Source organism: Micromonospora sp. NPDC050276 (assembly GCF_044459545.1).
Taxonomy (GTDB): domain Bacteria; phylum Actinomycetota; class Actinomycetes; order Mycobacteriales; family Micromonosporaceae; genus Micromonospora.
Map to the genome: position 1 here is coordinate 677,521 of NZ_JBITJA010000001.1, position 24,804 is coordinate 702,324.

The following is a 24,804-nucleotide window of genomic DNA, read 5'->3' on the forward strand; positions in this document are numbered from 1 at the left end:
GAAGCCATGGAGTCTCACGGTGCGGTCAGGCCCGGCGGGAACGACCGCCTCGTCGTACTCGACGGTCTGCGTCTGTTCGCCGCGCTGATGGTCGTCGTGTACCACCTCCTACACGGGGAGGGCGTGCGCGACCAGGCGTGGGGGGCTCCGGCCGGTCAGCTCTTCCCCGGGCTGGCCGGCGTGGCGGCGTACGGCTGGCTCGGGGTGGAGCTGTTCTTCCTCATCAGCGGCTTCGTCATCTGCATGAGCAGTTGGGGTCGCACCGTCGGTGAGTTCGCGGTAGCGCGGGTGGTGCGGCTCTACCCCGCGTACTGGTTCGCTGTCGTCGCGACCACCGCGGTCCTCGTCCTGTTTCCGGTCTTCGCCACGCACCGGGACTGGACCCACGTCCTGGTCAACATGACCATGCTCCAGTCACTCATGGGCGTTCCCGACGTCGAGCAGGCCTATTGGACGCTGTCCGTGGAGTTGCTCTTCTACGTGCTGTTCGCCCTCGTGGTGGTGATGCGCGGGGTCACCGTCAAGCGCGTGGTGGCGTTCTGTGCGCTGTGGACGTTGGCGTCGCTGGTCGCTCCCTGGGTGAACAACCCGATGGTATTCATGTTCCTCGGGCGCGGCTACGCCCAGTACTTCATCGCCGGAATCGCCTTCTACCTGATGTACCGGTTCGGGGCGAACGTGTTGCTCTGGGCCATTGTTGGATGCTCGTGGATCATCGCCGTTTCCCGCCTGTGGTCGGAAATCGAGACGTACAAGACGAGCACCTTCATGCCGGCGGCGGCCTGCGTCACGGTCTTCTTCGTCGTCATGGCGCTCATCGCGAACCACAAGTCCAACCGCATCCGGTGGCGGTGGCTCACCACCGCCGGCGCCCTCACCTACCCGCTGTACCTGATGCACGCGCAGATCGGCCTGACGGTCATCGCCGCGACCCGACAGTACCTGCCCGCCTGGGCGTTGCTGGGGGCGACGGTCGCCGGGCTGCTACTGCTCTCGTACCTCGTGCACCGGCTGGTCGAACGCCCAGCCGCGAGGCGGCTCCGGCGGGCCCTTGTCCAGTCGCTCGACAGCATGCGCGCTGCCGACGCGGCACCCGTCGTGCCCGCCCCGCGCGCGCCCGTGGCCGAGTCTTCGTCGCGGCTCAGCGATGAGCTCAGCGATGAGCTCAGTGGTGACGAGGCCGAGAACGTCCAGAGCGTGACGATGCATCGTTCACCCGCAGCGCGATAAATCCTGCTGCCGGTGACCGGCACCGGTTGAGGCGGTTTTGGCGCTGGTGGAGGCGGGCGGGGCCAGGACAACCGTTGACCTGGCCCCACCCGCTCAGCCGCCTGCTTGACCGTGCGCCGACCTTGGGGGTCAGCGACCACCGCCGCGGAACACCTCAGCAACCGTACGGAGCACAACTTTGACGTCGAGCCAGAGCGACCAGTTCTCGATGTAGTAGTTGTCGAATCTCGCCCGGTCGGAGATCGGGGTGTCGCCGCGGAGACCACTGACCTGCGCGAGCCCGGTGAGGCCGACGGGCACCCGGTGGCGCATCCCGTAGTTCGGATACTCGGCCGAAAACTTCTCCACGAAGTGCGGCCGCTCCGGCCGGGGCCCGACCACGCTCATCTCACCGCGCACGATGTTCCAGAGCTGCGGCAGCTCGTCCAGGGACGTGCGGCGCATGAACCGCCCGATCGGGCCGACCCGCCGGTCGTGTGCGATGGACCAGTTGGTCTGTGACTCCTGCTCGTCCACCGGGCGCATCGACCGGAACTTGATGACCTTGAACGGCTTGCCGTATCGGCCGATCCGCTCCTGGTAGAAGAAGATGCCGGGGCCACCGTCGATGAACGTGGCGATCGCGCAGAGCAGCAGCACCGGGCTCAGCAGGATGAGCGCCAGCGTGGCGACGAGGACATCGGAGGCCCGCTTGATGGCCCAGCGTGGCCCGGTCAGCGTCGTGTCGCCGATCTTGGCGATCGGGATGGCACCGATGTGGTCGGGGTATCCCGCCTGGGACCGGGACCCCCACAGGCGCGGCACCACCCAGAGGTCGCAGCGCGAGGTGTTGGGCTGGAGGAGGGTGGCGATCAGGGTGGACTCCGTGCAGTCCGGGTCGGCGATGACCAGGACGTCGCAGTTCAGCAGCCGGACCAACTGTTCGACGTTGTCGAGGGTGCCGAGCAGCGGAACCGCACCGGTGTCCTGCTTGGACGCTGCGTCGACGCAGCCGACAAAGCGCAGCCCGTACTGGGGGTAGCGCCTCAAGAGCCGGGCCAGCTCCACGCCGATCGGACCGCTGCCGATGATGATGGCGTTGTGCTCCACCCACCGCCGCCGACGTGCGACGATGGTGAACTTTCGGCTGAGCGCACGACCAGCGATCACCAGCGCCGCAGAGAGCGCGACCCCGCGCATGAAGCTGGTCACGTACTCCACCGAGGCGTGCCGTTCGGCCGCGATGATCGCCACCACCGCGGCCGAAGCCAGCAGCCGGCCGCAGAGGATTGGCAGTTCATCGAGAATGCTGACGTGCCGGCGGGCCCGGTAGAGCCCGCCCGCCGCGAAGATCGCCACCGTGAGGGCGGCGTTGGCCAGCGTCCCGCGCCAGTAGTTCTGGGTCAGCAGCAACGGAGCCAGCAGCGCCACGACATCAACAGGAACCGTCATCATCCAGGCGCGCAGGAAACGAGTGCCGGTCGAGGCCTTGGAACTGGCGTAGGGCAGCACCGCGGTCGTGTCTAGACCAGGGACCGTAGCTGCCTTGACCGGTGGGTCGGGCCGCTCGACTCGGGGCATCGCGGCAACGGTTGGCGCGTCGTTCGCAAGCACGTCCTCTGGTGCCACCGTCTGTTGTGAAGCCGACTGCTGCTGCGGCACCGCTTGCTGCGCGGCCGCGTCAGGCGTGCTCGAATAACTGACCGCCGAATGGCGTGACATGATCGATTCCTCCCCGTGACTACCCTCGGCCTTACATGTCGCGCCTTCGGGCGATCGCAGGATATGAGCCGCTCAGCCGCGCCACCAGAGCCGGATGGACAATTGAATGCCTACTTCCCGGCGGCGAGGATCTCCGGCACCGCGTCGCGTCGGACCGCACCGTAGAACGTCCTGGCCTGCTCGGTGTTGGCGAAGACCACGCTCTCGCTGCCGACCCGGCCAGTGCCCTTCGTCGGGCTGGTCAGGAAGGTCATGTTGCCACCGCGCAGGTTGCGCAGGTCGGTCGCCATGTCCAGCAGGGACATCTCCTGGTCCACCGAAACCGCGCTCGACGAGGCCTTGACGAAGGAGTTGAGCCGGGTCGGGTTGGTGAGGATGCCGCCGGAGGCCGCCTTGTCCATGATTGCCCTGATGACCTGCTGCTGGTGCCGGATACGGGCGAAGTCGCCGTCGGCGAACTGCTTACGCTGCCGCGAATAGTCCAGCGCAGCTTCGCCGTCCATCCGTTGCATGCCCTGCTTGAAGGTGCGGAACGGCGGGTGGATCGAGGTGAACGACTTCTCCGAGTCGATGTCGACGCCACCGAGTGCGTCGATGATCTCGACGAATCCGGCAAAGTCAATGATCATGACGTGATCGATCCGGACGTCGGTGAACTTCTCCACGGTCTGCACCATCAGCGGCACGCCGCCCCAGGCGTAGGCTGCGTTGATCTTGGCATCCCGGCCGCCGTTGTTGCCGTCCTTGGACCGCGGCACAGGCACCCAGGTGTCGCGGGGGATCGAGACTAGCTGAGCGCTGGATCGGTCCTTCGGGATGTGGGCCAGGATGATGCTGTCGGTACGCGAGCCGGCAGTGCCCTCTGGATCACGGGAGTCGCTGCCCAATATCAGCATGTTCAGAGCGCCCTTGGCCGCTGCCTGCGGACGGCCCTCTTCGGGTACGTCAGCGAACGCGTCGACACGTTCGATCCCGGAATTGATCGACCGGAAGTAAAGCCCGCCTGCGATCAGACCGCCGCCGCCGAGCAACGCCACCACCAGAAAGGTGATCAGGGCGACCTTCTGCCACCGGGGGCGGCGACGGCGCGACTGGGGCGCCTCAGTCGGCTCAGGTGGCGACTGCGCGTCAATGAACTGGGTCTGGGGTTCCGCGTACTCCTGGCGATACTGCATGCCGAGATGCTACTGATTCTCGGTTACAGCCACGTACCCCCGTCCGGGCCATACGGGTGTTACATCCTGACCAAAAAAACTTCTCCCACTGACGTTCGCCTGAACCTGGTATGAAGCAGCGGTGGACGCCATCCAGCTGCGCCGAGCCATCGCCCGTACCCCACTCGCGCCCATCGCCGCATTCCCTAAGCGATTCGCGCGGGTCGCCCGCCACGACGCCAAGGTGCTGCGCGCCTCGGCCCGGTGGTTGGTCACTTCCCGTGAACATCACAACTACACGTACGAACTGACCAAGCTCAGCCGGCATCACCTGGCCTGGTTCGTCAGCGTCGTCTGCGACATCCCGGTCCAGCAGGTCCGTGCCTACGTTGCCGAAATCGAGTCCGACGACGTGCTGCGACACCACATCGAGCAGGCGACCGCCACGGCAGCCCGCCGTGGTCTCGCCGACAAGAAGGTCCGCTACGCCCGACGCGTCGGCTGGTACGCGATCGTCCGGGCCACCCACCCCACACACGTCGTGGAGACCGGCGTGGACAAGGGGCTGGGCACCTGCGTCCTCGCCTCCGCCCTGCTGCGCAACGCGCAGGAGGGGAACCCGGGCCGGGTCACCTCGCTGGACATCAACCCGGAGGCCGGCTACCTGGCCCGGGTCGCGCCCTGGTCGGAGGTCGTCGACCTGGTGATCGGCGACTCGATCGCCTCGATCGGCGCACTGGACCGCCCGGTCGACCTGTTCCTGCACGACAGCGACCACAGCCGTGCCCACGAGAAGCGTGAGTTCGACGCGGTGGAGCCCAAGCTCGCCCCCGGCGCGATCCTGCTCACCGACAACGTCACCAGCACCACCGTGCTCGCCGAACACGCCGAACGCACCGGCCGGCGGTTCCTCGCCTACCGGGAGAGCCCGGCCAACCACTGGTATCCAGGCGACGGGATCGGCGTGGCATGGTGACCAGGTGCGGCTGACCTCGATTCACACGTACCCGGTCAAGGGTTGTCACCGGCTCGACCACGACGGCGCGTTCGTGCATCCGTGGGGCCTGGCCGGCGACCGGCGCTGGATGGTCGTGGACGCCGACGGTGTCGGCGTCACCCAGCGGGAGACGACCCGGCTGGTCGGCCTGCGCGCCGCGGTGCGTCCGGGTGGGCTGTCGCTGCGCGCCGACGGGCAGCCCGACCTCGACGTGCCGGAGCCGTCCGGCGGTGAACCGGTCGGGGTGCGTACCTTCCGCAGCCGTGCCTTCCCGGTCCCCGCGCTGCCGGCCGGCAAAGCGGCCGACGGCTGGCTCGGCGCCCTGCTCGGCCGACCGGTCCGGCTGGTCTGGCTGGCCCAGCCGACCCGCCACCTGGCCGCCGGGACCCGCGAACACGACACCGGTGACCAGGTCAGTTTCGCCGACGCCTACCCGTTGTTGCTGGCCAACACCGCCTCGCTCGCCGTCCTCAACGACTGGCTGGCCGAGGCGGGGGAGGAGCCGGTGCCGATGGCCCGGTTCCGACCCAACCTGGTGGTCGGCGGTGCGCCGGCCTGGGCCGAGGACGACTGGGTGGGCCGGTCGATGCGCATCGGCGACCGGCGGTTCCGCGCCGCCGGGCCGTGCGACCGCTGCGTGGTGACCACCACCGACCAGGAGACCGGGGTACGCACGAAGGAACCGCTGCGCACACTCGGACGGTACCGCAACATTCGGCAGAAGCTCCTCTTCGGACTGCACCTGGTGCCGATCGACAGTGGACCCCTGACCGTGGGCGCCCCAATCGTCATCGCGCCCTGACCGGGGCGCCGACCGGCAATCGACACCCTCCGATCACCGTCCGTCGATGCTGTCTTAGCTTTGGCTTAGCCCGCTTGTCGGCGTGTGCCCGGGTCCGGCAGCATCGCCGTCGTGACGGACGGAAGCGCTGTCGACATCACCATCGACCTGGACCATCCCGCGGAGGATCGGCCCGCGCCGTCGTCCGGTGCGAAGCCCTGGCTGGTCGCCGCTGGCGTCACCGTCCTCGCGGCGACGCTCGGGCTGACCCTCACCCTGCGCTCCGGTTCCACCCCGGCCTGCGCCGCCGGTCGGGCGCTCGCCGCCGCGCCGCCCACCGGCACTGCCACGCACAGCGGCAAGGCGACCTTCTACGACTCCAACGGCGCCGGCGGCAACTGCTCGAACCCGGCAGCCCCGGCCAACCGGCTCTACGTCGCGCTCGGTCCGACGGAGTACTCCGCCGGGGCTGCCTGCGGCGGTTTTCTCGACGTGGTCGGCCCGAAGGGCACCGTCCGGGTGCTCATCATGGACCAGTGCCCGGAGTGCGAGCCCGGCCACCTCGACCTGTCCCGCGAGGCGTTCGCCCGGATCGCCGACCCGGCCCAGGGCCTCGTTCCGGTCACCTACCGCGCGGTGGTCAACCCGCCGCTGCCCGGACCACTCACCTTCCGGATCAAGGAGGGCGCGTCGCAGTGGTGGTTCGCCGTCCGCGTCGGCAACCACGGCAACCCGCTGCGGTCCGTCGAGGTCCGGCAGGGGGACAGCGGCCCGTGGCAGTCGACCGCCCGGCAGGACTACAACTACTGGCTGATCGCCTCCGGCGCCGGGCCGGGCCCGTTCAACCTCCGGATCAGCGACGTGTACGGCAACCGGGTCACCGTCGGCGGCATTCGGATGGCGCCGGGCCAGGTGCAGAACAGCACGGTCCACATGTACGCACCTGGCGGCGGGGTGGCCCCGCGCCGGTCCGCGTCGGCCCGCCCGCCGAGCAACCGGCCCGCCGGCACGCCGACGCCGACTCGTCGCCCGGTCGAGGTGGCGAGGACCAGCGCGCCACCCACCGCCGCGCCGACCACCAGCTCAGCTCGCGCGAACGCCCGGTGGTGCGCCGGCTGACCGCTCAGTCGACCACGGTCAGGTCGAGCCACATCAGAATCTCGTCGCGGTCGTCATCGGGGGCCACCCGCAACGCGCTCGGCAGTCGGCCGATCTCCCGGTACCCGAGGCGGCCGTAGAACTTGTCCAACCCCAGCCCGTCGCGGACCGTGACGTGCAGCGCCTCGTGACCGAACTCCCGGCCCAACCGAGCCGCCTGCTCCATCAGCGCCGAGCCGTAGCCGGAGCCCTGGGTGTCCGGGTGGACCATCACCCGCTTCAACACACACCAGTGCGCCTTGAGCGGGAACCGGTTGTCCCCGAAGATCAGCATCGCCGCCAGTCGGTCCCCGGCGTAGCCGACCAACAGTCGGTCCGGTCCGTCGGCGATGCCGGCGAAGGTCGGGTCGGCGATGACGTGCACGTCGGCGGCGGTGACCGGTGGCACGAAACCGACCGCGCCGCCGGCGTTGCTGACGTCCACCCAGAGGTCGACGATCTCGGCGCGCAGCTGTGGGGTCAGGTCGGGGTCGAGGACGAAGCGCAGACTCACGCTCGCCATCCTGACCCGACGACCAGGCCCGCGACCCGCGACAGTGACGCGCCCGACAACCGGTCCTGGCTCTGACCGAGCCAGGATCCGTCGTCGCTCAAAGGCGATGTGGGGCCGACGGGATTCGAACCCGCACTGGTGCGGACCTAAACCGCATGCCTCCTGCCGTTGGGCTACGGCCCCTTGAAGCTGTACTCCACCAGCGTCCACGGCCACTCCAGCCGACGCGGCAGGCGTCTGCCTATCGGGAAGCCGGTCGGAGTAACCGCATCAGGATCGTAGACCACCTCGGGCTCGACGAGTGCAGGCCGTCGTTGACCAGCGTACGTGGAGGTCTGGCTGTGGCAATTAGGGCAGAGCAGGCGAAGGTTGCGTGGCCGGTTGTCGAGAAAGTCACCATTGATGTGGTCCACGTGCAGCGTCAATCTGGCGCCTTGCCACGTTGACCCGGTGCCGCACACCTCGCAGGTCTCCGGGAGGCCGATTGTCGCCAAGGCGCGCTTGAGCCGGATGCCCGGAATTCGGCGAGAGCCGGCCGGCAGCACCACCAGCAGCTCTGTGGGGGGCAGCCGCCGCCAACGCACACCTCGATTGTGTGCCTGCCCGGTGAAGTGCGACGTGTCGATGCCGAACCTCTTGAGCTGGCGGCTGATGTGGGCATGTGAACCGCCGCTGACGCGCACCCCGAGCAGCCGCATCACCTCGGTGATGTTGCGGGCAGCGGCGGCTGCGGCGTGTACTTGTATCGGGTCATTGACAGAACGTAATGGCCCGGTACGACAATCAATCCAGGCCGAGGTCGCGGCGGAGCTTGGCGACGTGCCCGGTCGCCTTGACGTTGTAGAGCGCCCGCTCGACCTTGCCGTCGGCGTCGATCACGAACGTCGAGCGGATCACGCCGGTGACGGTCTTGCCGTACAGCTGCTTCTCGCCGTACGCGCCGTAGGCCGTCAGAACCGCCTTGTCCGGGTCCGAGACCAGCGGGAAGGTGATCGCGTCGCGCTCGCGGAACTTCGCCAGCTTCTCCGGCTTGTCCGGGGAGATGCCGACGACCTCGTAGCCGGCGGCCTGGAGCGAGGCGAGCGAATCGCGGAAGTCACAGGCCTGCTTGGTGCAGCCCGGGGTCATCGCGGCCGGGTAGGCGTACAGGACGACCTTGTGGCCGCGCAGGTCGGCGAGGGAGAGCTGGTCACCGGTGTCGGTGGCGAGGGTGAACTCGGGCGCGGGGTCACCGGGGGAGAGACGGTCGGGCGCGGTCATAACCCGACCCTACCGCCGGGCCAGCGGGCGCCGCCGACGGCGAGGCGCGTCGGCGTGTGGGGAGCGTGGGCGGGTGTGGCGCGTCGGCGGCCGGTGGAGCCCGACCTGGAAGTGATCAAGACCATCCGTTGTTGCCAGGCTCTGGCAACAACGATGGTTGGGAAATAGGCTGACCCACGCCGGCCCGGTGGGGCCGCTGACGCGTGGGAGGTCGCGTGGAGACACTGGCGATGCACATCTCGAACGGGATCATCGACGGTCCCGTGGCAGCGGTCTTCGCTGCGCTCGCTCTCGCCGCGCTCACCGTCTGCGTACTGCGCGGTCGGCGCGACCTGGACGACCGGCTGGCCCCGATGGCGGGCCTGGTGGCCGCGTTCATCTTCGCCGTCCAGATGCTCAACTTTCCGATCTTCACGGCCGGCGTCAGTGGCCACCTGCTCGGCGGTGCGCTCGCCGCCATGCTGGTCGGCCCGTGGGTCGGCGCGCTCTGCGTGGCCGTGGTGCTGGTCGTGCAGGCACTGATCTTCGGTGACGGCGGCGTGGCGATGCTCGGCCTCAACATCACGAACATGGCGCTGCTCGGCACCGCCGTGGCGTACGTGCTGATCGCGGTGCTGCTGCGGGTGCTGCCCCGCACGCGGGCCGGTCTGGCCGTGACCGCGTTCGTCGCCGCGATGATCAGCGTGGTGGTCGCGTCGCAGGGTTTCGTCCTGCAGTACTGGCTGGGTGGCACCACCGACCTGGGTAACAACCTGGGTGGTCTGGCCGGCACGATGGCCGGCGTCCACCTGCTGATCGGCATCGGCGAGGGCCTGATCACGGCGACCACCGTGCTCACCGTCGCGAAGGTGCGCCCCGACCTGGTCTACGCGCTGCGTTCCCTGCGCGCGCCCGCCGCCCCCGCCGTCCCGGTCGCTGGAGGTGTCCGATGAAGAACCGCCCCTGGGCCTTCCTGGCCGGCGGCCTGCTGGTCGCCCTGCTGCTCGCCGGTGTGGTGAGCAACTACGCCTCGTCACACCCGGACGGGCTGGACTCGTCCCTGCTCAAGGGCTGCACCGTCGACGCCGACGACAACATCGTCGGCGGGAGCTGCCCGGCCCAGCAGGCCCGCGACCATGAGCTGGCCGACAGCCCACTCGCCGACTACGGCGTACGGGGTGTGCAGAACAGCTTCGTCTCCACCGGTCTCTCCGGGGTGCTCGGGGTGCTGGTCACCTTCGCGATCGGCGCCGGCGGGTTCTGGCTGCTGCGCCGTCGTGGCACCACGCCGACCGACGGTGACGCGACGACGCCCGCCGAGGGTGACGCGACACCGTCGCGCGCCGGCACGGCGAGCTGAGCAGGGGTACGCGGATGGGTGCCGGTCACGGGCATGTGCTGTACCGCGAGTCGGACTCGCCGGTGCACCGGCTCCCGCCCGAGGTCAAGATCGTGGCAATGGTGGTCTTCACCATCGCCGTGGTGGCCACTCCACGCGAGGCGTTCTGGGCCTTCGGCGGGTACGCCCTGCTGGTGGCGGCGGTGGCGGCGCTGGCCCGGGTGGGGCCGCGCTGGTTGCTCAGCCGGGCGTTGATCGAGGTGCCGTTCGTGTTGTTCGCCGTCGCCCTGCCGTTCCTCGGCAGCGGTGATCGGGTCGAGGTGCTGGGCGTGCGGCTGTCCGAGGATGGGCTGCACGGCGCATGGAACATCCTGGCCAAGGGCACCCTGGGCGTGCTCGCCTCGCTGCTGCTCGCCGCGACCACCACCACCCGGGACCTGATCGTGGGGCTGGACCGGCTGCACTGTCCGCAGGTACTCACCCAGATCGCCACGTTCATGCTGCGCTATCTCGACGTGCTGGTCGGCGAGGCACGGCGCATGCGGGTGGCCCGGATCTCCCGGGGTGACGACCCGCGCTTCCTGTGGCAGTTGCGGGGCTTCGCCGCCGGGATCGGGGCGTTGTTCCTGCGCGCCTTCGAGCGCGGCGAGCGGGTCTATCTGGCCATGCTGTCCCGGGGTTACACCGGGCGGATGCCCGCCGTGTGGCAGGGCGAGGGTGCGGCGAGCGCCGGCCAGTGGCTGGTCGCGGCGACCGTGCCGGTGTTGGCGGCCTCCATCGCCGCCACCGCCGTCGTGCTGTCATGATCGGTGTCGTGCAGACCGCTGTCTCGCTGGACGTTCGGGGCGTTCGCTACGCGTACCCGGACGGGCACGTCGCCCTGCACGGGGTGGACCTGACCGTGCCGCGCGGCGACCGGTTGGCGCTGCTCGGGCCCAATGGCGCCGGCAAGACCACCCTGGTGCTGCACCTCAACGGCATCCTCACCCCGACCGAGGGCAGCGTGAGCGTCGGCGGGCTGACGGTCACGCCGGATCGGGTCACCCTGGCCGAGGTACGTCGCCGGGTGGGCATCGTCTTCCAGGACCCGGACGACCAGCTGTTCCTGCCCACGGTGGCGGAGGACGTGGCGTTCGGGCCGGCGAACCTGGGCCTGCGCGGGGCCGAGCTGGCCGCCCGGGTCGACGAGGCGCTCGCCGCGGTGGGGATGAGTGAGCACCGGGACCGGGCCCCGCAGCACCTGTCGTTCGGGCAGCGCCGCCGGGTGGCGGTGGCCACCGTGCTCGCCATGCACCCGGAGATCCTGGTGCTCGACGAGCCGTCGTCGAACCTGGACCCGGCGGCCCGTCGCGAGCTGGCCGAGATCCTGCGTGGCCTGCCGGTGACCCTGCTGATGGTCACCCACGACCTGCCGTACGCGGCGGAGCTGTGCGAGCGCGCGGTGATCCTGGACCACGGCCGGATCGTCGCCGACGCCCCCACCAACACCCTGCTCCGCGACACCCCCCTGCTGACCCGGCACCGCCTGGAGTTGCCCTACGGCTTCACCCCGCAGCCGTAGCCCACCCCTCCTTCGCGCGATCTTGCACTTTCTGTCCCTGCCTTTGGTACGAAAGCCGCATAATCCCAACACAAAGTGCAAGATCGACGGGGGCGGCGGGGCTGCGGGGCGGCGGGGGGCGGGGGGCGGCGGGGGCTGTTAGGGGGTTGGGGTTGGGATGGCGGTTCGGGCGGCGGCGTGTAGGCGCAGGATGCCGGCGAAGGTTGCGCCGGTGCCGATGACCAGGAAGAGCGCCACCATCACCCGGGCGATCGCCGGCGACCAGGGCACCGGGGCGATGGCGCGGGCGAACACGGCGGCGTTCGCCGCTCCGGCGAAGAGCGCCAGGCAGGCCCCGGCCAGTGCGACCACGAAGTCGGCGGCCGGGCGGCGGCGCACCGCGTACCAACCGGCGGCGATCGCGCCGAGGCCGGTGAGCAGGGACCAGACCTGCCCGGACAGCAGCCCGACCAGCACCCCGCCCACACCCTGGGCGCCCGCGTCCAGCTCGCGCCCCACCGGGTACCCGACGGCCAGCGCCCCGCCGACGATCAGCAACCCACCCAGCGCGGACAACGCGCGGGCGCCGGCCGGGGCGGTGGCGGCGACCAGGCCGAGCGCGCCCACCGCGAGCAGCCCCACGATGGTCACCGCCCACCAGGTGTACGCGTCCGGCGGCGGCACCCAGTCCAGCGTGCCGCCGATCACCACCGGGTCGGCGCCGTCGCGCAGCGGGATGGTCCAGTCCCGGACCCGGTGCTCGCGGTCCGGGGCGGCGCGTACCGCGGCCGGTGGTGCCGACTCCTGCCACAGCGCGCGCTGGTCGTGCCACCGCGCCGTGGTGCCGTCGGCGATCCGCCGCCAGGCCGGTGGGGCGGCCGGGTCGGCCTCGGCGGGGAGCGCGGTGTCCCCGGTGATGGTGCGGTTCAGGTAGGTGGCGGGGGAGCGGCTGTTCTCGAAGACCCCGTCCGGGCCGACGCGCAGGTACGGCTCACCGGAGTAACCGATGACCTCGACGGGGCGGCCGGTGCCGTTGGTCAGCTCCAGGCGGGCGCCCGCCTCGATGACGCGTACCTCCAGCCCTGGCCGCGCCGGCGCGACCCCGGTGGTCCGGGTGCGGTAGTCGGTGCCGTCCGGCGCGTCCGCGCCGTGCGCGGCGGCGGGCGCCGCGCTGAGCACGGTCACCACGCCGGCTGCGGCGGCGACCAGCCCGGCGCGGCCCAGCAGGGTACGAATCACTTGCCGGCCGCCGCCACGGCTGCGGTGAGAGCGTCCGGGGTGGGGTTGTCGAGGGGCTGACCGTTGACCTTGACGGTCGGCGTGCCGGTGACGTTGCTGCGGCTGGCGTCGTCGGTGACGTGTTCGGTCCACGTCCGGTACGTGTCGTCCTTCACACAGCTGCCGAACGAGCCCCGGTCGAGGCCCACCCCGACGCCGATGTCGATCAGCTGGTCGTCGGTGAGCCCGGCGCTGCCCTCCGGCGGCTGCTGAGCGAACAACGCCTTGGCGTACTCGTGGTACTTGCCGCCCGCCGCAGCGCAGCCGGAGGCGGCCGAGGACCGGGTGGAGTACTCGGTGGTGGAGAAGCGGTTCAGGTACGCGACCGGGTGGTAGACCACAGTCGCCTTGTTCTCGGCCACCAACTGTTCGAGTGTCGACCCGCTGGTCTGCTCGAACTGCTTGCAGGCCGGGCAGAGGAAGTCCTCGTAGACGTCGACGGTGACCGGTCCGCCGCCGGTGACGATGCCGGTGCCGGCCGCGTTGGCACCGGGCGGGGTGGTGAAGTCGTCGGAGCGCTGGTTGGACCAGACGGCCCAACCGACGACGCCGGCGACGACCAGGACGACGACCGCGGCGGCGGAGACCCAGATCGTGCGGCGGCGACGCCGCTCGCGGGCCAGCTGCTCGCGGACCACCCGGGCGGCGTCCCGCTGCCCCTTGCGACTACTCATCTTCGTCCTCCACAACGGGTTCGCCCGACAACCACCCGTCCACCGATACCGGCGTACGCGGCCAGATCAGCAGAAATCCGGCCAGCACCAAGAATCCCAGGTCCCGGAGGATCTCCGGGAGGTAACTGGGGGCCTGCCCCGCCGCCAGCTGCCCGCCGCTGCCGAAGCAGCCGCAGTCGATGGCCAGCCCGCGCGCCCACGCCGAGGCGATTCCCGCGATGAACACCACCAGCAGCGCGGCGGAGACCCCGGCGACGAGCCGGGTGGCCAGCCCGAGCAGCAGCAGCACGCCCAACGCCAGCTCGACGAAGGGCAGGGCCGCGCCGATCACGGTCGCCACGTCGTACGGCAGCACCTGGTACGCGTTGACGGCCCGCCCGGAGGCGGCGAGGTCGCTGACCTTGGACGCGCCGGCGACCAGCCACACGGCGGCCAGACCGAGCCGGGCCGCGGTGCCGAGCCAGGGCCGAAGCCTCGGCCAACGGCCGCCCGGGGTGGAAGGTGCTGTCACGCTCATTTGTCGTCCCGTCCGCGTCGGAAGTTCCGCGCTCACCCGGTCAGGGCGTCGCCGACCGCCTCGACCAGCTCGTCGCGGGCCCGGGCGACCCGGGAACGGATGGTGCCTACCGGCACCCCTTCGACGGCCGCGGCCTCGGCGTACGACAGGCCGAGCAGCTGGGTGAGCACGAACGCGGAGCGCCGCTCGGCGCCGAGCCGGCGGACCAGGTCGGCGGCCCCGAGCTGGCCGGCCGGGTCCGGGTGCGGATGGTCCGTGTAGGCGTTCGCGGTCAGACGCTCGTCGAGTCGTCGACGCCGGACGACCGTGCGGAGGTGGTCGGCGCAGGCTCGCCGGGCGATGCCGAGCAGCCAGGTGCGGACGCTGGAGCGACCCTCGAATGCGGGCAGGGCCCGAAACGCCCGAAGATAGGTCTCCTGGGTCAGGTCGTCGGCGCTGTCCGGGTCGACCAGGGCGGCGGCGAAGCGCCAGACCTCGGCCTGGGTCAGCCGGACGAACGCCGCCTGGGCGGTGGGGTCACCGTCGCGAGCGGTCAGCGCCCACTCGGTTGCCGGGTCCCGGGCGACCTCGTCGACCGGCTCTGCCGGACCGGCGGCACCGGTGTCACGCGGGACAGGGATCACGACAAACCAGGTTACGCGGCAGCCGGCGGGGCGTCAGGGCCGTTCGGCCCTTGGATGGTCTGCGCCACGTCGGGAACTTTTCCCGGCCACCGGCCGACTACCCGGTCATGACGTGCGACCACAGACGCGACCACCCTCCTCGGGTCGCCGAAAGGGACACCCATCGGCGACCATGGCCCGCATGACTGTCGCCCCCCGCCGCTGGATCGCCCGGCTGGCCGCAGCCGCCGGCCTCCTGGTCACCGTCGTCGCCCTGCTGATCGCGCCAGCCACCCCGGCCAGCGCTCACGCGGTGCTGGAGAGCAGCAGCCCGGCCGCGGCCTCCATCGTGCCGAGCGGGCCGTCCGAGGTGGTGCTCACGTTCAGTGAGTCGGTCCGTAAGGTCCCCGGCAAGATCCGGGTCATCGCGCCGGACGGGTCCCGGGCCGACCGCGGCGAACCGTCGTTCAGCGGCGGGGTCGTGACCATCCAGGTGGACCCAGCCGGCGCACGGGGCACCTACCTGGTCAGCTTCCGGGTGATCTCCGCCGACAGCCACCCGGTCTCCGGGGCGTTCACCTACTCGGTCGGCGCGCCCTCGACGCCACCGGTCGACTCCGGCGGGGACAGCCGAGCCAACCCGGTCGTGGGCACGGTGGTCAAGGTGGCCCGGTTCCTCGGCTACGCGGGCCTGGTGCTGCTGGTCGGGCCGGTGCTGGTGCTCGCCGCGCTCTGGCCCCGACGGCTCTCCCGGCGCGGGCCGGCCCGGCTGGCCTGGACCGGCCTCGGTCTGGTGGCCGTCGCCACCCTCGCCGACCTGTGGTTGCAGGTGCCGTACACGGCCGGCGGCGGTCTCTTCGAGGTCACCGGCGAGGGGTTCGGCAGTGTGTTCGGCAGCGCCTTCGGTGCCGCCCACCTGGTCCGACTCGGCCTGTTGGCGGCATCCGTCTTCCTGCTCCGGCCGCTGCTGGCCCGGCCGGTCGGCCGGGCGGACGCGATCATTCTGGCGGTGCTCGGCGGCGCCGCCCTGCTGACCTGGCCGCTGGCCGGGCACCCGGCGGCCTCCCCGGCGCCGGCGGTCTCCGTGGTGGTCGACGCGGTTCACCTGGGCAGCATGGCGGTCTGGCTCGGCGGTCTGCTCATGCTCGCCGTCTTCCTGCTGCGGCAGGCCGACGAGCGGGAGCTGGGCGCGATCCTGCCGATCTGGTCGCGCTGGGCGGCGCTCGCCGTCTCGGCGCTGCTGCTGGCCGGCACCGTCCAGGCGCTGATCGAGGTGGCCACCCCGCAGGCGCTCTTCGACACCACGTACGGGCGCCTGCTGCTCGCCAAGATCGGGCTGTTCGCGCTGGTCATCGCCGTGGCCGCGTACTCCCGGCAGTTGGTTCGTCGCCGCGTCGCCGCAGAGCGCCCGGCACCGGTGCGCCGGGCGGTCCTGGTGGAGTTGGCGGTCACCGTGGTGGTGCTGGCCGTGTCCGCCACGCTCGTGCAGACCACGCCCGCCCGCACCGCCGCGGCCAGCCCGTCCGCCGGGGCCGAGGCCGGCCTCTTCAGCACGAGGCTGACCAGCTCGCTCTTCTCCATGGAGGTCGAGGTGAGCCCGGCCGAGCGGGGCAACAACTCGATCCACCTCTACGCGTACGGCAAGGACAACCAGCCTCTGCTGATCGCGGAGTGGAAGGCGACTGTCGCGTTGCCCTCGGCCGGGATCGAGCCGATCGAGGTGCCGTTGCTGCGGTTGACGGACAGTCACGCCTACGGCGACATCAGCCTGCCGGCCGCCGGTGACTGGCAACTGAAGATCACCGCCCGAACGACCGACATCGACCAGGCCACGGTGACCGCCACCGTGCCCCTCCGTTAGAGAGGTTCGCGAAACCCATGACCCGACTCCGGCGTACCGCAACCGCCGCTGCCGCCCTGGCGTTTACCGCCGCCGCCACCGCTGTGCTCGGCTTCGCCGGACCGGCGTCCGCCCACGTCACGGTGAACCCGAAGGAGGCGACCCAGGGCGGCTACGCCCGGGTGGCGTTCCGGGTGCCGAACGAGAGCGACAGCGCGTCGACCACCAAGCTCGAGGTGGTGCTCCCGGAGAACGCCCCGGTCGGCTCGGTGTCGACGATGCCGGTGCCCGGCTGGACGGTCACCACGGAGAAGCGCAAGGTGGACCCGCCGATCGAGGTGCACGGTAGTCAGCTCACCGAAGCGGTCTCCAAGATCACCTGGACGGCTTCCGGTGACGCGGGGGTGAAGCCGGGGCAGTTCCAGGAGTTCCCGGTCTCGCTGGGGCCGCTGCCGCAGGTCGACTCGATGGTCTTCAAGAGCCTGCAGACCTACTCCGACGGCACGGTGGTGCGCTGGATCGACCCACCGGTGGCCAGCGGCGAGGAGCCGGAGCACCCGGCCCCGGTGCTCACCCTGGCCGCCGCAGCGGCGCCGGCGGGTTCGGCCCCGCCGACCGCTGCCGTCGCATCACCCGACGACAATGACGACGACGACGGCAACGGGCTCGCGGTCGGCCTCGGTGTGGCCGGTCTCGTCGCCGGTCTGGCCGGCCTGGTGCTGGGCGGGCTGGCGTTCGCGCGGACCCGCCGGGAGCCGACCGCGAAGGCCTGACCTCGACACGCCCGCTGGCCCGCCGGATCATCCGGCGGGCCAGCGCGCTTTCCGCAGTCGGTACCGACGGTGCCGTGGATATCCCCTGATCAGACGGTGTACGTCGGTAAGGTCGGCCGGGTATTTGGCTACGGAAGGGGACGGTGCGGATGCGGTTCGTGCGGGTGATTGCCGGAGTGCTGCTGTTGGTCGTGGGGATTCCGGCGCTGTTCGCCGGGGGCGGGCTGTGGTTGGTGTCCCGACACGCCGACCCTGGTGGCGTCTTCGCCGCCCGCTTCGAGACGGTCCGCACGCCCGGTCACGCGGTCGTGGTCACCGATCTCGACCGGTTGCTGCGGCAGGAGGCACCCTTCGCGCGTACCGCCCAGACCCGGCTGCGACTGGACGCCCGCACCGCGGACGGCCCGGCCTTCGTCGGCTTGGCGCCGACCGCCGAGGTGCGCGGCTGGCTGGACGCGGTGCCGCACGCCGCCGTCCGCCGGGTGGCGCTGGCCCGGGGTCCGCTGCCGGTCCGACTGGATCCGGCCGGACCGGCCGTCGAGCCTCCGGCCGCCGCCGGGCCGGTCACGCCGCTGGGCCGGCCCTTCTGGGTACGCGAGGGGATCGGCTCGCTGGAGTGGAGTGCGGACGACCTGGCCAGCGAACCGATGAGCCTGGTGGTGATGCGCCCCGACGGCGCTGCCGACCTGGCCCTGGACCTGCGCGCCGAGTTGCGGGCGGGATGGACCACTCCGGCCGCCTGGGCTCTGCTGACCGTCGGCGTCCTGCTGGTGGTGGGTGCGGTACTGCTCCTGCTGCGACCGCTGCGCCCGCGCGAGGTGATCTTCGTGGTCGAACCGGATCAGGTGCCGGTGCTCGCCGGCCGGCTCGGGGTCACCTCGCTGAGCGGTCTGGGCTCCCGGGAACCCGACCCGGCCCCGCCGATACCGGCACGACAACTCACCCCGGTCGGTGCGGGAGCGCGGGAGCGGCCCCGGTCGGCGATCGGCGCGGAACCGGCGCGCCCCACCACCCTCGCCGACCTGGACGAGCCGGCCCGACTGCCCCGCCCACCGGAGGTGACCCTGAGTCTGGCGTGGCCGCCGGCCAGTGCGGACGAGGCCACGGCCCGACCGGTGCCGGCGCGACCGGGTGACTGCCCGGCCGGTGGCGGCTCGCCCGGTGGCCGTCCCACAGGGTGACGGACCGGCCGGCGGCGGTCCCATCGGTCGCGGCGCGGCCGGCAGCGGTCTCACCGGTCGCGGCGCGGCCGGCAGCGGTCTCACCGGTCGCGGCGCGGCCGGCAGCGGTCTCACCGGTCGCGGCGCGGCCGGCAGCGGGCGAAACGGCGAGTGGCCCTCCGCGCTGCCGACGCGGAGGGCCACTCTCACCGGGGGATCGGTGCTACCCGAGCGACGCTTGAGGTAGATGAGGACAGGTTAGCGCCGATAGCGGCTACTGGGGATGTCTGTCCATTTGGTGCGATTTTTCCTCAGGGTGCGGTTGGTCGACGGGGCGGCGGCGAACCGAGCGCACCGGCAGGGTCGCCATCAGCAGCAGACTGAGCAGCACGTAGGTGTTCTGCAGGACGAAGTCCACCGGGCCATGGGTACGCACGGGTTCCGTGCCCCAGTCCTGGAACGTCACCACGCCATAGATGATCAGGGCGGCGGTGCCCAGTGCGAGCCCGCCCAGCCACCGGCGCCGGCGTGCCTCGTCCGGGCGGTCGGCACTCAACGCCGCGTCCGCGAGCAGCACCACCGCCGGCACGAACCAGTAGATGTGGTGGGTCCAGGTGATCGGGCTGACCAGCGAACCCACCAGCCCGGTCAACGTCAGGCCCGTCAACAGGTCGCCGGCCCGCGCTGCGCGGGCGGCCCGCCACAGGCCGTAGGCGGCGACCACGGCGACCAGCAGCAGCCAGAGCAGCCGGTCCGGCTTCTCCGGTGCGGTGAATCTGCTGAGCAGGCCGAACAGGGACTGGTTGCCGACGTAGTCGGTGCGTCCCACCCGGTCGTTGTCCCACAGCTCCTGGGTCCAGAACCGCCAGGAATCGTCAGGAGCGATCGCCGCCGCGAGCAGGGTCGCCGCCGCAGCGGTCGCGCTGGCCACCGCAGCGGCCCGCCACCGTCGGGTGGCCAGCAGGTACACGATGAAGATGCCGGGGAAGAGCTTGAGTGCCGTCGCCAGCCCGACGCCGACCCCGGCCCAGCGCCGCGCCTGCGGTACGGCGAACAGCAGGTCGGCCAGGATCAGCACGACCAGCAGCATGTTGATCTGTCCGAAGGTGATCGTCTCGCGGGTGCTCTCCACCGCCAGCACCAGCAGCACGGCGGCCGTCAGGGTGAACACCCGTGGCAGGTCGTGCCGGTCGATGACCGGCGTCACCAGCCATCGGGTGGTCAGCACCACGGCCAGCACGGTGAGCACCGTGAAGATCGTCACGGTGGCGCCGAGCTTCAGTAGCCCGAAGGGCCACAGCAGCAGCGCGCTGAAGGGCGGGTAGGTGAAGTACAGCTCGCCCTGCACGCGATCGGGTTGCACGTAGTCGTAGAGCGGGTGGCCGACGCGCCACCAGTCGACCGCCGACATGTAGATCTTGAGGTCGAGGAATTTGTGGTTCAGACCCGGCAGGTAGAGCGCTGGCAGCACGGCGATGAGGGCCACCACCGTGACCAGGCGACGGACCGTACGGCCGCCGGGATCGTCGTCCGTGACGGCGGGCGGTGCTACGGGTTCTGCTGGCACCCCGAAACCCTAGCGGGCCGGTGCGCCGAGAGCGCGCAGCCGCAGGGCGTGGGCTGCGCGTAGGCTGTCCCGGTGGCTGATCTTCTTGTCTGGATCGACTGTGAGATGACTGGGTTGGACCTCGGCAGGGACAAACTGATCGAGGTAGCGGCACTGGTCACCGATCCCGACCTCAACGTGCTGGGTGACGGCGTCGATGTGGTCATCCACGCCGACGAGGCGGCGCTGGAGGGGATGCCGGAGATCGTCCAGACGATGCACGCCAAGTCCGGCCTCACCGAGGAGGTCCGCCGTTCGGCGGTCACCCTCGCCGAGGCCGAGGACCAGGTCCTGGATTACGTCCGCACCTTCGTCAAGGAACCGCGTACGGCGCCGCTGTGTGGCAACTCGATCGCCACCGACCGGGGCTTCATCGCCCGGGACATGCCCCGCCTCGACGCGCACCTGCACTACCGGATGATCGACGTGTCGTCGATCAAGGAACTCTGCCGGCGCTGGTACCCGCGGGTGTACTTCGGGCAGCCGCAGAAGGGTCTCGCGCACCGGGCGCTGGCCGACGTCCGGGAGAGCATCCGGGAGTTGGAGTACTACCGGCGCACGCTCTTCGTCCCGCTGCCCGGCCCGGATGTCGAGACCGCCAAGGCCATCGCCGCCGAACTCTGACCCGCGGCAGCCTCGTGCCCGGGGGAGCAGGGAACCCGCTGGACGAGGCGCGCTGCGATGTGGCTATTATTGGTCCGCACCCCGCCCGGAGCGATCAACCGGGCGACGGCGGCATGGTGGCTGTAGCTCAGTTGGCAGAGCACCGGGTTGTGGTCCCGGTTGTCGTGGGTTCAATTCCCATCAGTCACCCAGCTGGTTTTACTGCTCAGGCCCCCTCCTCGGAGGGGGCCTGAGTCGTTGTGTGCCCGGCCGGCCGCTCGATCACGCTCGGCGGGGGCGAGATCGGGGCCCCACGCGGAAGCCCCCTCCGAGGAGGGGGCTTCCGTCGGCTGGCTCAGGCGGTCGGCGTGGGAGACGGGGTGACCGCCCCGTCCGGGGTCGGGGTGGTGTCCGGGTCGGCGGGAGGCTCGTACGGGAGGGCGCTGCCCTTGACGTACTCGTCCCAGCTCATGTTCCAGTCGGTCCAGCCGTTGCCGTTCTGCAGCTTGCGCTCGGTGCCCTTGACCGTGATCGGGTCGCCGATCTGGGTGTTCTTGAACAGCCAGTCGCCATTGGCCATCGACACGTTCACGCAGCCGTGCGAGACGTTCACGCTGCCCTGCTGACCCTCGGACCAGGGTGCCGCGTGGATGAACTCTCCGCCCCAGGTCAGACGCTGCGCGAAGTCAATCTTGGTGCGGTAGCCGTCCTCCGGGCCCAGCTCCTCGAACGTGTCGAAGACCGTCTTGCGCAGCTTCTCGATCACGACCATGGTGCCGCTGGAGGACGGGGTGCTCTTCTTGCCCAGGCTGACCGGAATGGTCTTGATCACAGAGCCGTTGCGGGTCACCGTCATCCGCTTGGTCTTGTTGTCCACCGTCATGACCACCGACGCGCCGATCTTGATGTCCACCGAGAGGTCGGCCCGGCCGTACCAACCCTCGCCCATCGGCAGGCCGCCGGCCTGGACGCGGTAGGAGACCTTGCTGTCCGGCTTCCAGAACTCCTTCGGTCGGTAGCGGATCTCGGTGGGGCTGACCCAGTGCCAGATCCCCTCCTGCGCCGGCGTCGAGGTGACCGTCATCCGGCGCTGCACGTCGTCGCGGTAGTCCTCCGGGATGCCCCGGCTGAACTTCACGATCAGCGGCATGCCGACGCCGACCACCTGGTTGTCACCGAGGAAGCTGCTCACCCGTACCTGATTGCCCGGCTTGGCCATGGTGGTGAAGGTGCTGGTCGCGGTGGCCGGACGCCCGTCGTCGCCGGTGGCGGTGACGGTCGCCGTGTAGCTGGTGCCGTAGTCGAGCGCGCCGGCCGGCAGCCACGACTTGCCGTCCTTGGCGAGGGCGCCCTCGACCGGCTTGCCGGCCGCGTCCTTCAGCTCGACGGCGGTCTCCACGGCGTCCTTCGTGGTGAAGGTGATGCCGGTGGACGCCGGGACGTCCTTGGCGTCGGCCGCCGGCTCGCTGATCGTCGCCGCCGCCTTCGGTGCCGGATTCTCCCCGCCGCCGTGCCACGAGGACGGCTTGCCGCCGTCGCCGTCGGTGCAGGCCGAGGTGAAGGCCAGCGCCACGGCGAGAAGCCCCGCCGCGAACACACGGCGTCGCCCACCGGGCCTGATCAGCTGGTGCTGGCTAGCTCGCATGATTCCCTCACAGTCGTGGTCGCTGCCCCATCGTCTCCTACTGACGCGCCAGAGCCGGCCCCGGTTGCCGAGGGTGAACCGAAACACGCCGCCAATTGTGCCCGAATTCTGCTACTATCCGGCGTTTCGTGAGCCTGGCTCATCTCGGTACCGGGACTGCGGGGGCCGCGGCGCCGTCGATGCGCGATGGGAGTGCAAGGGTACGCGCCGGCCCGGCCAACGGCAGGGCCGGCGCGATGAGGCGGGACGGCTCAGACCGCCGGCCCCGACCCGCCCGGGGGCACCGGCAACGCGCTGCCCTTGATGAACTCCGACCAGCTCAGGCTCCACGCCGTCCAGCCGTTGCCGGCGGCGATCCTGCGCTCGGTGCCCTTGATCGTGATCGGGTCACCGATCCGGGTCTTGTCGAACAACCACCTGGCGTTCGCCATCGACACGTTCACGCAGCCGTGCGAGACGTTCTGCCGCCCCTGCACGTGCTCCGACCAGGGCGCGGCGTGGATGTACTCGCCACCCCAGGTCAGCCGCTGGGCGAACTGGATGTCGGTGACGTAGCGGTTGGCCGGGTCCGGGTCGTCGCGGGTGTCGAAGACCGTGGCTTCCTTCTTCTCCATCACGACCATCGTGCCGCTCGACGACGGTGTGCTCTTCTTGCCCAGGCTCACCGGAATGGTGCGGATCAGCGCGCCATTCTCGTGCACCGTCATCCTCTTGTTGGCGTTGTCGACCTTCATCTCGAACGCCCGGCCGATCTTCGCGGTGGCCTTACGGTCGATGTCGCCGTACCTGCCGTTGCTCAGCGGCACCCCGGCCAGAGCGATCCGCACGCTGATGGTGGTGCCCGGCTTCCAGTACTCCGGGGCCCGGTAGTAAGCCTGGGTGCCGTTGTCGACCCAGTGCCACGCGCCCGGCTGCGGCGGGTCGGTCCGGACGAACATCCGCTTCTGCACCGCCGCCCGGTCCTTCTTCGGAATGCCCGGGTGGAACTCGGTGACCACCGGCATGGCCACCCCGTAGCTCTTGTCGTCGAAGAGGTACAGGCCCGACCCGATGGTCGACTTCGGCTTGGCCATCGTGGTGAAGCTGCTGGTGCCCTGGCTGCTCGTGCCGTCGGACCCGCTCGCCGTCACCGTGGCCGTGTAGCGGGTGCCGTACTTCAGTGGGGCGGACGGCACCCAGGAGGAGCCGTCGGTGCGCAACTTGCCCTCCACCGAACCCCCGCCGTCCGCCGTCAGGGTGACCGCGGACACCTTCCCGCCGTCCGGGAGCTTCGCGCTGATCTCCGTGCTCACCGGCCTGTTCTTCGCGCCGTTGGCCGGGCTCAGCGTGAGCGCCGGCCCGCTCGGAGTGCTTGGCGTCGACGGCGCGGCTGAGTCAGGGGAGGCGCTGACGTCCGACGACGCCCCGCCCACGAATTCCGGATTCTTCTCGTCGCCGCCGCACCCGGTCAGTGCCAGCGACGCCACCAGAGTCAGGGCGCCCACCACCGCCCCGGCTCGCGTGAACCGTGCCATGCCCACCTCTGTTCTCGCGTACCTGGCGGACATCGTGCCGCATCACCGCCGCAACCCACCCGCCGATCTTGGCGGCGGTGGTTGGTTTGGGGTTTTTGCCGGCAAAGCTCGACCGAAGGGGGGACCCGGGTAACCGAATTGGAGCCGGCTCGGGAGGGGTGCTAATGTTCTCTCCGTTGCCGACGAGCGCCGCTAGCTCAACTGGCAGAGCAGCGGACTCTTAATCCGCGGGTTCGGGGTTCGAGTCCCTGGCGGCGCACCAACGATCAAGGCCCTGACCTGGTGGTTCACACCGGGCCGGGGCCTTTTTCGCGTACGCGAGCGGTGGGTGGTCGCTCGGTGGGTGCTCGGGAGCCGTTGGACTGGTTCGTGTCCGGTGGGATTCGATGGCGCGTACGCGGACGTCGGCGGCCGGGCTCGGCGTCGTTCGCCGGGTATCGATGATTCCGGCCCGGTCATAGGATGCGCGCGTGCAACCGATCGAGAGGGAAGAATTCGCTGCCGGTGTCCGGTGGTGGCAGACGAAGACGCGCTGGCGAGACGACTTTCACAACAGCGCCTATGCGGAATTGGCCGCCCGGAACCCGGATGGGGAGTTTCTGGACGACTGGTGGCCGGATTTCCTTCGACGGCTGACCAGGTGGGGGGCGTTGCGACCGCTCTCCCGGGTCGACGTGACCGGCCTACTGGTCGCCAACCGAGACGACCTGGCCAGCGCCTGGCAGCAAGCGTGCGCGCCGGCGAAGGACATGGACATCACCGGCGTTACCTGGGAGCAAGTGCGGGCGTTTCCCGAGGTGGTCGCACGGCTCAAGCCGACGAAGTCTGGGTCTCCGGTGTTCTCGTCGAAGTTCTGCCACTTCCTGGCATCGGACCCTCCGGCGCCGCCCGCCTCCTGGTCGAGGTCGGCGACATCACCAGATTCCCGAACCGGGCCCACTTCGCCTCCTGGAACGGCAC

Annotated in this window: 25 protein-coding genes and 3 tRNA genes; 15 read left to right on the forward strand and 13 right to left on the reverse strand. The window is 70.6% G+C overall.

Annotated elements, in window-relative coordinates; translation table 11 throughout:
* Positions 1-6: 6 nt before the first annotated feature.
* Positions 7-1,230, forward strand: a complete 1,224-nt coding sequence (locus ACIBF8_RS03160) for an acyltransferase family protein (RefSeq protein WP_396780658.1) — start codon at positions 7-9, stop codon at positions 1,228-1,230.
* 129 nt (positions 1,231-1,359) lie between these two features.
* On the opposite strand, the gene ACIBF8_RS03165 is transcribed toward ACIBF8_RS03160, so the two are convergent.
* Together ACIBF8_RS03165 and ACIBF8_RS03170 are read right to left on the reverse strand one after the other, a co-directional pair.
* Positions 1,360-2,790, reverse strand: a complete 1,431-nt coding sequence (locus ACIBF8_RS03165) for a sugar transferase (protein WP_396780659.1) — start codon at positions 2,788-2,790, stop codon at positions 1,360-1,362.
* A gap of 251 nt (positions 2,791-3,041) precedes the next feature.
* Positions 3,042-4,106 (reverse strand): LCP family protein, encoded by a 1,065-nt coding sequence (locus tag ACIBF8_RS03170; RefSeq protein ID WP_396780660.1) that lies wholly within the window; start codon positions 4,104-4,106, stop codon positions 3,042-3,044.
* A gap of 121 nt (positions 4,107-4,227) precedes the next feature.
* Here ACIBF8_RS03170 and ACIBF8_RS03175 point away from each other — a divergent pair, with 121 nt between their 5' ends.
* From ACIBF8_RS03175 to ACIBF8_RS03185, 3 genes are all read left to right on the forward strand, one after another.
* On the forward strand, positions 4,228-5,061 hold the full coding sequence (locus ACIBF8_RS03175; RefSeq protein ID WP_396780661.1) for a class I SAM-dependent methyltransferase: 834 nt from the start codon (positions 4,228-4,230) through the stop codon (positions 5,059-5,061).
* A gap of 4 nt (positions 5,062-5,065) precedes the next feature.
* Positions 5,066-5,884, forward strand: a complete 819-nt coding sequence (locus tag ACIBF8_RS03180; RefSeq protein ID WP_396780662.1) for an MOSC domain-containing protein — start codon at positions 5,066-5,068, stop codon at positions 5,882-5,884.
* Positions 5,885-5,995: 111 nt separating this feature from the next.
* A complete protein-coding gene (locus ACIBF8_RS03185; RefSeq protein WP_396780663.1) occupies positions 5,996-6,982 on the forward strand; it encodes an expansin EXLX1 family cellulose-binding protein in 987 nt (328 codons plus the stop codon).
* A gap of 4 nt (positions 6,983-6,986) precedes the next feature.
* Here ACIBF8_RS03185 and ACIBF8_RS03190 read toward each other — a convergent pair whose 3' ends face one another.
* The 4 genes from ACIBF8_RS03190 to bcp form a co-directional block, all read right to left on the reverse strand.
* A complete protein-coding gene (locus tag ACIBF8_RS03190; RefSeq protein WP_396780664.1) occupies positions 6,987-7,514 on the reverse strand; it encodes a GNAT family N-acetyltransferase in 528 nt (175 codons plus the stop codon).
* 109 nt (positions 7,515-7,623) lie between these two features.
* Positions 7,624-7,697 (reverse strand) — tRNA-Leu (locus ACIBF8_RS03195).
* Positions 7,688-8,212 carry an HNH endonuclease gene (locus ACIBF8_RS03200; RefSeq protein WP_396780708.1) on the reverse strand — a complete coding sequence of 175 codons (525 nt, stop codon included), beginning with the start codon at positions 8,210-8,212 and terminating at the stop codon, positions 7,688-7,690. The genes ACIBF8_RS03195 and ACIBF8_RS03200 overlap by 10 nt, the downstream gene beginning before the upstream one ends.
* A gap of 85 nt (positions 8,213-8,297) precedes the next feature.
* Entirely contained in the window at positions 8,298-8,774 is a 477-nt protein-coding gene (gene bcp, locus ACIBF8_RS03205; protein WP_396780665.1) for a thioredoxin-dependent thiol peroxidase, read from the reverse strand.
* 215 nt (positions 8,775-8,989) lie between these two features.
* On the opposite strand from bcp, the gene ACIBF8_RS03210 reads away from it, so the two are divergent.
* The 4 genes from ACIBF8_RS03210 to ACIBF8_RS03225 are packed head-to-tail and all read left to right on the forward strand — an operon-like array spanning position 8,990 to position 11,653.
* Positions 8,990-9,706: an energy-coupling factor ABC transporter permease gene (locus ACIBF8_RS03210; protein ID WP_396780666.1), complete on the forward strand. Its 717-nt coding sequence runs from the start codon at positions 8,990-8,992 to the stop codon at positions 9,704-9,706.
* Positions 9,703-10,113 (forward strand): PDGLE domain-containing protein, encoded by a 411-nt coding sequence (locus ACIBF8_RS03215; RefSeq protein WP_396780667.1) that lies wholly within the window; start codon positions 9,703-9,705, stop codon positions 10,111-10,113. The genes ACIBF8_RS03210 and ACIBF8_RS03215 overlap by 4 nt, the downstream gene beginning before the upstream one ends.
* A gap of 14 nt (positions 10,114-10,127) precedes the next feature.
* On the forward strand, positions 10,128-10,898 hold the full coding sequence (gene cbiQ / locus ACIBF8_RS03220) for a cobalt ECF transporter T component CbiQ (protein ID WP_396780668.1): 771 nt from the start codon (positions 10,128-10,130) through the stop codon (positions 10,896-10,898).
* Positions 10,895-11,653: an energy-coupling factor ABC transporter ATP-binding protein gene (locus tag ACIBF8_RS03225; protein ID WP_396780669.1), complete on the forward strand. Its 759-nt coding sequence runs from the start codon at positions 10,895-10,897 to the stop codon at positions 11,651-11,653. The genes cbiQ and ACIBF8_RS03225 overlap by 4 nt, the downstream gene beginning before the upstream one ends.
* Positions 11,654-11,791: 138 nt before the next feature.
* On the opposite strand, the gene ACIBF8_RS03230 is transcribed toward ACIBF8_RS03225, so the two are convergent.
* From ACIBF8_RS03230 to ACIBF8_RS03245, 4 genes are read right to left on the reverse strand one after another with little or no spacing between them, the layout of a single operon-like run.
* A complete protein-coding gene (locus ACIBF8_RS03230; RefSeq protein WP_396780670.1) occupies positions 11,792-12,871 on the reverse strand; it encodes a hypothetical protein in 1,080 nt (359 codons plus the stop codon).
* Complete coding sequence (locus ACIBF8_RS03235; RefSeq protein WP_396780671.1) at positions 12,868-13,584, reverse strand: DsbA family protein; 717 nt, start codon at positions 13,582-13,584, stop codon at positions 12,868-12,870. The genes ACIBF8_RS03230 and ACIBF8_RS03235 overlap by 4 nt, the downstream gene beginning before the upstream one ends.
* Positions 13,577-14,101: a MauE/DoxX family redox-associated membrane protein gene (locus ACIBF8_RS03240; protein ID WP_396780672.1), complete on the reverse strand. Its 525-nt coding sequence runs from the start codon at positions 14,099-14,101 to the stop codon at positions 13,577-13,579. Before ACIBF8_RS03240 ends, ACIBF8_RS03235 begins: the two co-directional genes overlap by 8 nt.
* 32 nt (positions 14,102-14,133) lie before the next feature.
* Positions 14,134-14,724, reverse strand: coding sequence for a sigma-70 family RNA polymerase sigma factor (locus tag ACIBF8_RS03245; RefSeq protein ID WP_396780673.1), 591 nt, complete (start codon positions 14,722-14,724; stop codon positions 14,134-14,136).
* A gap of 172 nt (positions 14,725-14,896) precedes the next feature.
* Between ACIBF8_RS03245 and ACIBF8_RS03250 the strand changes: the two genes are divergently transcribed.
* The 3 genes from ACIBF8_RS03250 to ACIBF8_RS03260 all read left to right on the forward strand — a co-directional run bounded on the left by ACIBF8_RS03250 (position 14,897) and on the right by ACIBF8_RS03260 (position 18,497).
* On the forward strand, positions 14,897-16,564 hold the full coding sequence (locus ACIBF8_RS03250) for a copper resistance CopC/CopD family protein (protein WP_396780674.1): 1,668 nt from the start codon (positions 14,897-14,899) through the stop codon (positions 16,562-16,564).
* 17 nt (positions 16,565-16,581) lie between these two features.
* Positions 16,582-17,316: a YcnI family protein gene (locus ACIBF8_RS03255; RefSeq protein ID WP_396780675.1), complete on the forward strand. Its 735-nt coding sequence runs from the start codon at positions 16,582-16,584 to the stop codon at positions 17,314-17,316.
* A gap of 149 nt (positions 17,317-17,465) precedes the next feature.
* The gene (locus tag ACIBF8_RS03260) at positions 17,466-18,497 is read left to right on the forward strand and encodes a hypothetical protein (protein ID WP_396780676.1); all 1,032 of its coding nucleotides are present in this window, start codon (positions 17,466-17,468) and stop codon (positions 18,495-18,497) included.
* A gap of 253 nt (positions 18,498-18,750) precedes the next feature.
* On the opposite strand, the gene ACIBF8_RS03265 is transcribed toward ACIBF8_RS03260, so the two are convergent.
* Positions 18,751-20,043 (reverse strand): glycosyltransferase family 87 protein, encoded by a 1,293-nt coding sequence (locus tag ACIBF8_RS03265; RefSeq protein ID WP_396780677.1) that lies wholly within the window; start codon positions 20,041-20,043, stop codon positions 18,751-18,753.
* 72 nt (positions 20,044-20,115) lie between these two features.
* On the opposite strand from ACIBF8_RS03265, the gene orn reads away from it, so the two are divergent.
* Together orn and ACIBF8_RS03275 are read left to right on the forward strand one after the other, a co-directional pair.
* Positions 20,116-20,706: an oligoribonuclease gene (gene orn, locus ACIBF8_RS03270; RefSeq protein WP_396780678.1), complete on the forward strand. Its 591-nt coding sequence runs from the start codon at positions 20,116-20,118 to the stop codon at positions 20,704-20,706.
* Between the two features lie 116 nt (positions 20,707-20,822).
* Positions 20,823-20,895, forward strand: a tRNA-His gene (locus tag ACIBF8_RS03275).
* A gap of 145 nt (positions 20,896-21,040) precedes the next feature.
* Here the strand turns inward: ACIBF8_RS03275 and ACIBF8_RS03280 are convergent.
* The gene (locus tag ACIBF8_RS03280) at positions 21,041-22,330 is read right to left on the reverse strand and encodes an Ig-like domain-containing protein (protein ID WP_396780709.1); all 1,290 of its coding nucleotides are present in this window, start codon (positions 22,328-22,330) and stop codon (positions 21,041-21,043) included.
* Between the two features lie 251 nt (positions 22,331-22,581).
* A complete protein-coding gene (locus tag ACIBF8_RS03285; RefSeq protein WP_396780679.1) occupies positions 22,582-23,844 on the reverse strand; it encodes an Ig-like domain-containing protein in 1,263 nt (420 codons plus the stop codon).
* Between the two features lie 186 nt (positions 23,845-24,030).
* On the opposite strand from ACIBF8_RS03285, the gene ACIBF8_RS03290 reads away from it, so the two are divergent.
* Both ACIBF8_RS03290 and ACIBF8_RS03295 read left to right on the forward strand, forming a co-directional pair.
* Positions 24,031-24,106 (forward strand) — tRNA-Lys (locus ACIBF8_RS03290).
* A gap of 468 nt (positions 24,107-24,574) precedes the next feature.
* The coding region (locus ACIBF8_RS03295) for a transposase (RefSeq protein ID WP_396780680.1) at positions 24,575-24,804 on the forward strand (230 nt) is incomplete at its 3' end.

Excerpts from the sequence above, each read along its gene's own strand:
- ACIBF8_RS03160 (WP_396780658.1), top strand. The coding sequence starts at position 7 with ATGGAGTCTCACGGTGCGGTCAGGCCCGGCGGGAACGACCGCCTCGTC.
- ACIBF8_RS03165 (WP_396780659.1), bottom strand. The coding sequence starts at position 2,790 with ATGCCCCGAGTCGAGCGGCCCGACCCACCGGTCAAGGCAGCTACGGTC.
- ACIBF8_RS03170 (WP_396780660.1), bottom strand. The coding sequence starts at position 4,106 with ATGCAGTATCGCCAGGAGTACGCGGAACCCCAGACCCAGTTCATTGAC.
- ACIBF8_RS03200 (WP_396780708.1), bottom strand. The coding sequence starts at position 8,212 with ATGCGGCTGCTCGGGGTGCGCGTCAGCGGCGGTTCACATGCCCACATC.
- bcp (WP_396780665.1), bottom strand. The coding sequence starts at position 8,774 with ATGACCGCGCCCGACCGTCTCTCCCCCGGTGACCCCGCGCCCGAGTTC.
- ACIBF8_RS03215 (WP_396780667.1), top strand. The coding sequence starts at position 9,703 with ATGAAGAACCGCCCCTGGGCCTTCCTGGCCGGCGGCCTGCTGGTCGCC.
- cbiQ (WP_396780668.1), top strand. The coding sequence starts at position 10,128 with ATGGGTGCCGGTCACGGGCATGTGCTGTACCGCGAGTCGGACTCGCCG.
- ACIBF8_RS03225 (WP_396780669.1), top strand. The coding sequence starts at position 10,895 with ATGATCGGTGTCGTGCAGACCGCTGTCTCGCTGGACGTTCGGGGCGTT.
- ACIBF8_RS03235 (WP_396780671.1), bottom strand. The coding sequence starts at position 13,584 with ATGAGTAGTCGCAAGGGGCAGCGGGACGCCGCCCGGGTGGTCCGCGAG.
- ACIBF8_RS03240 (WP_396780672.1), bottom strand. The coding sequence starts at position 14,101 with ATGAGCGTGACAGCACCTTCCACCCCGGGCGGCCGTTGGCCGAGGCTT.
- ACIBF8_RS03250 (WP_396780674.1), top strand. The coding sequence starts at position 14,897 with ATGGCCCGCATGACTGTCGCCCCCCGCCGCTGGATCGCCCGGCTGGCC.
- ACIBF8_RS03255 (WP_396780675.1), top strand. The coding sequence starts at position 16,582 with ATGACCCGACTCCGGCGTACCGCAACCGCCGCTGCCGCCCTGGCGTTT.
- ACIBF8_RS03260 (WP_396780676.1), top strand. The coding sequence starts at position 17,466 with ATGCGGTTCGTGCGGGTGATTGCCGGAGTGCTGCTGTTGGTCGTGGGG.
- ACIBF8_RS03280 (WP_396780709.1), bottom strand. The coding sequence starts at position 22,330 with ATGCGAGCTAGCCAGCACCAGCTGATCAGGCCCGGTGGGCGACGCCGT.
- ACIBF8_RS03285 (WP_396780679.1), bottom strand. The coding sequence starts at position 23,844 with ATGGCACGGTTCACGCGAGCCGGGGCGGTGGTGGGCGCCCTGACTCTG.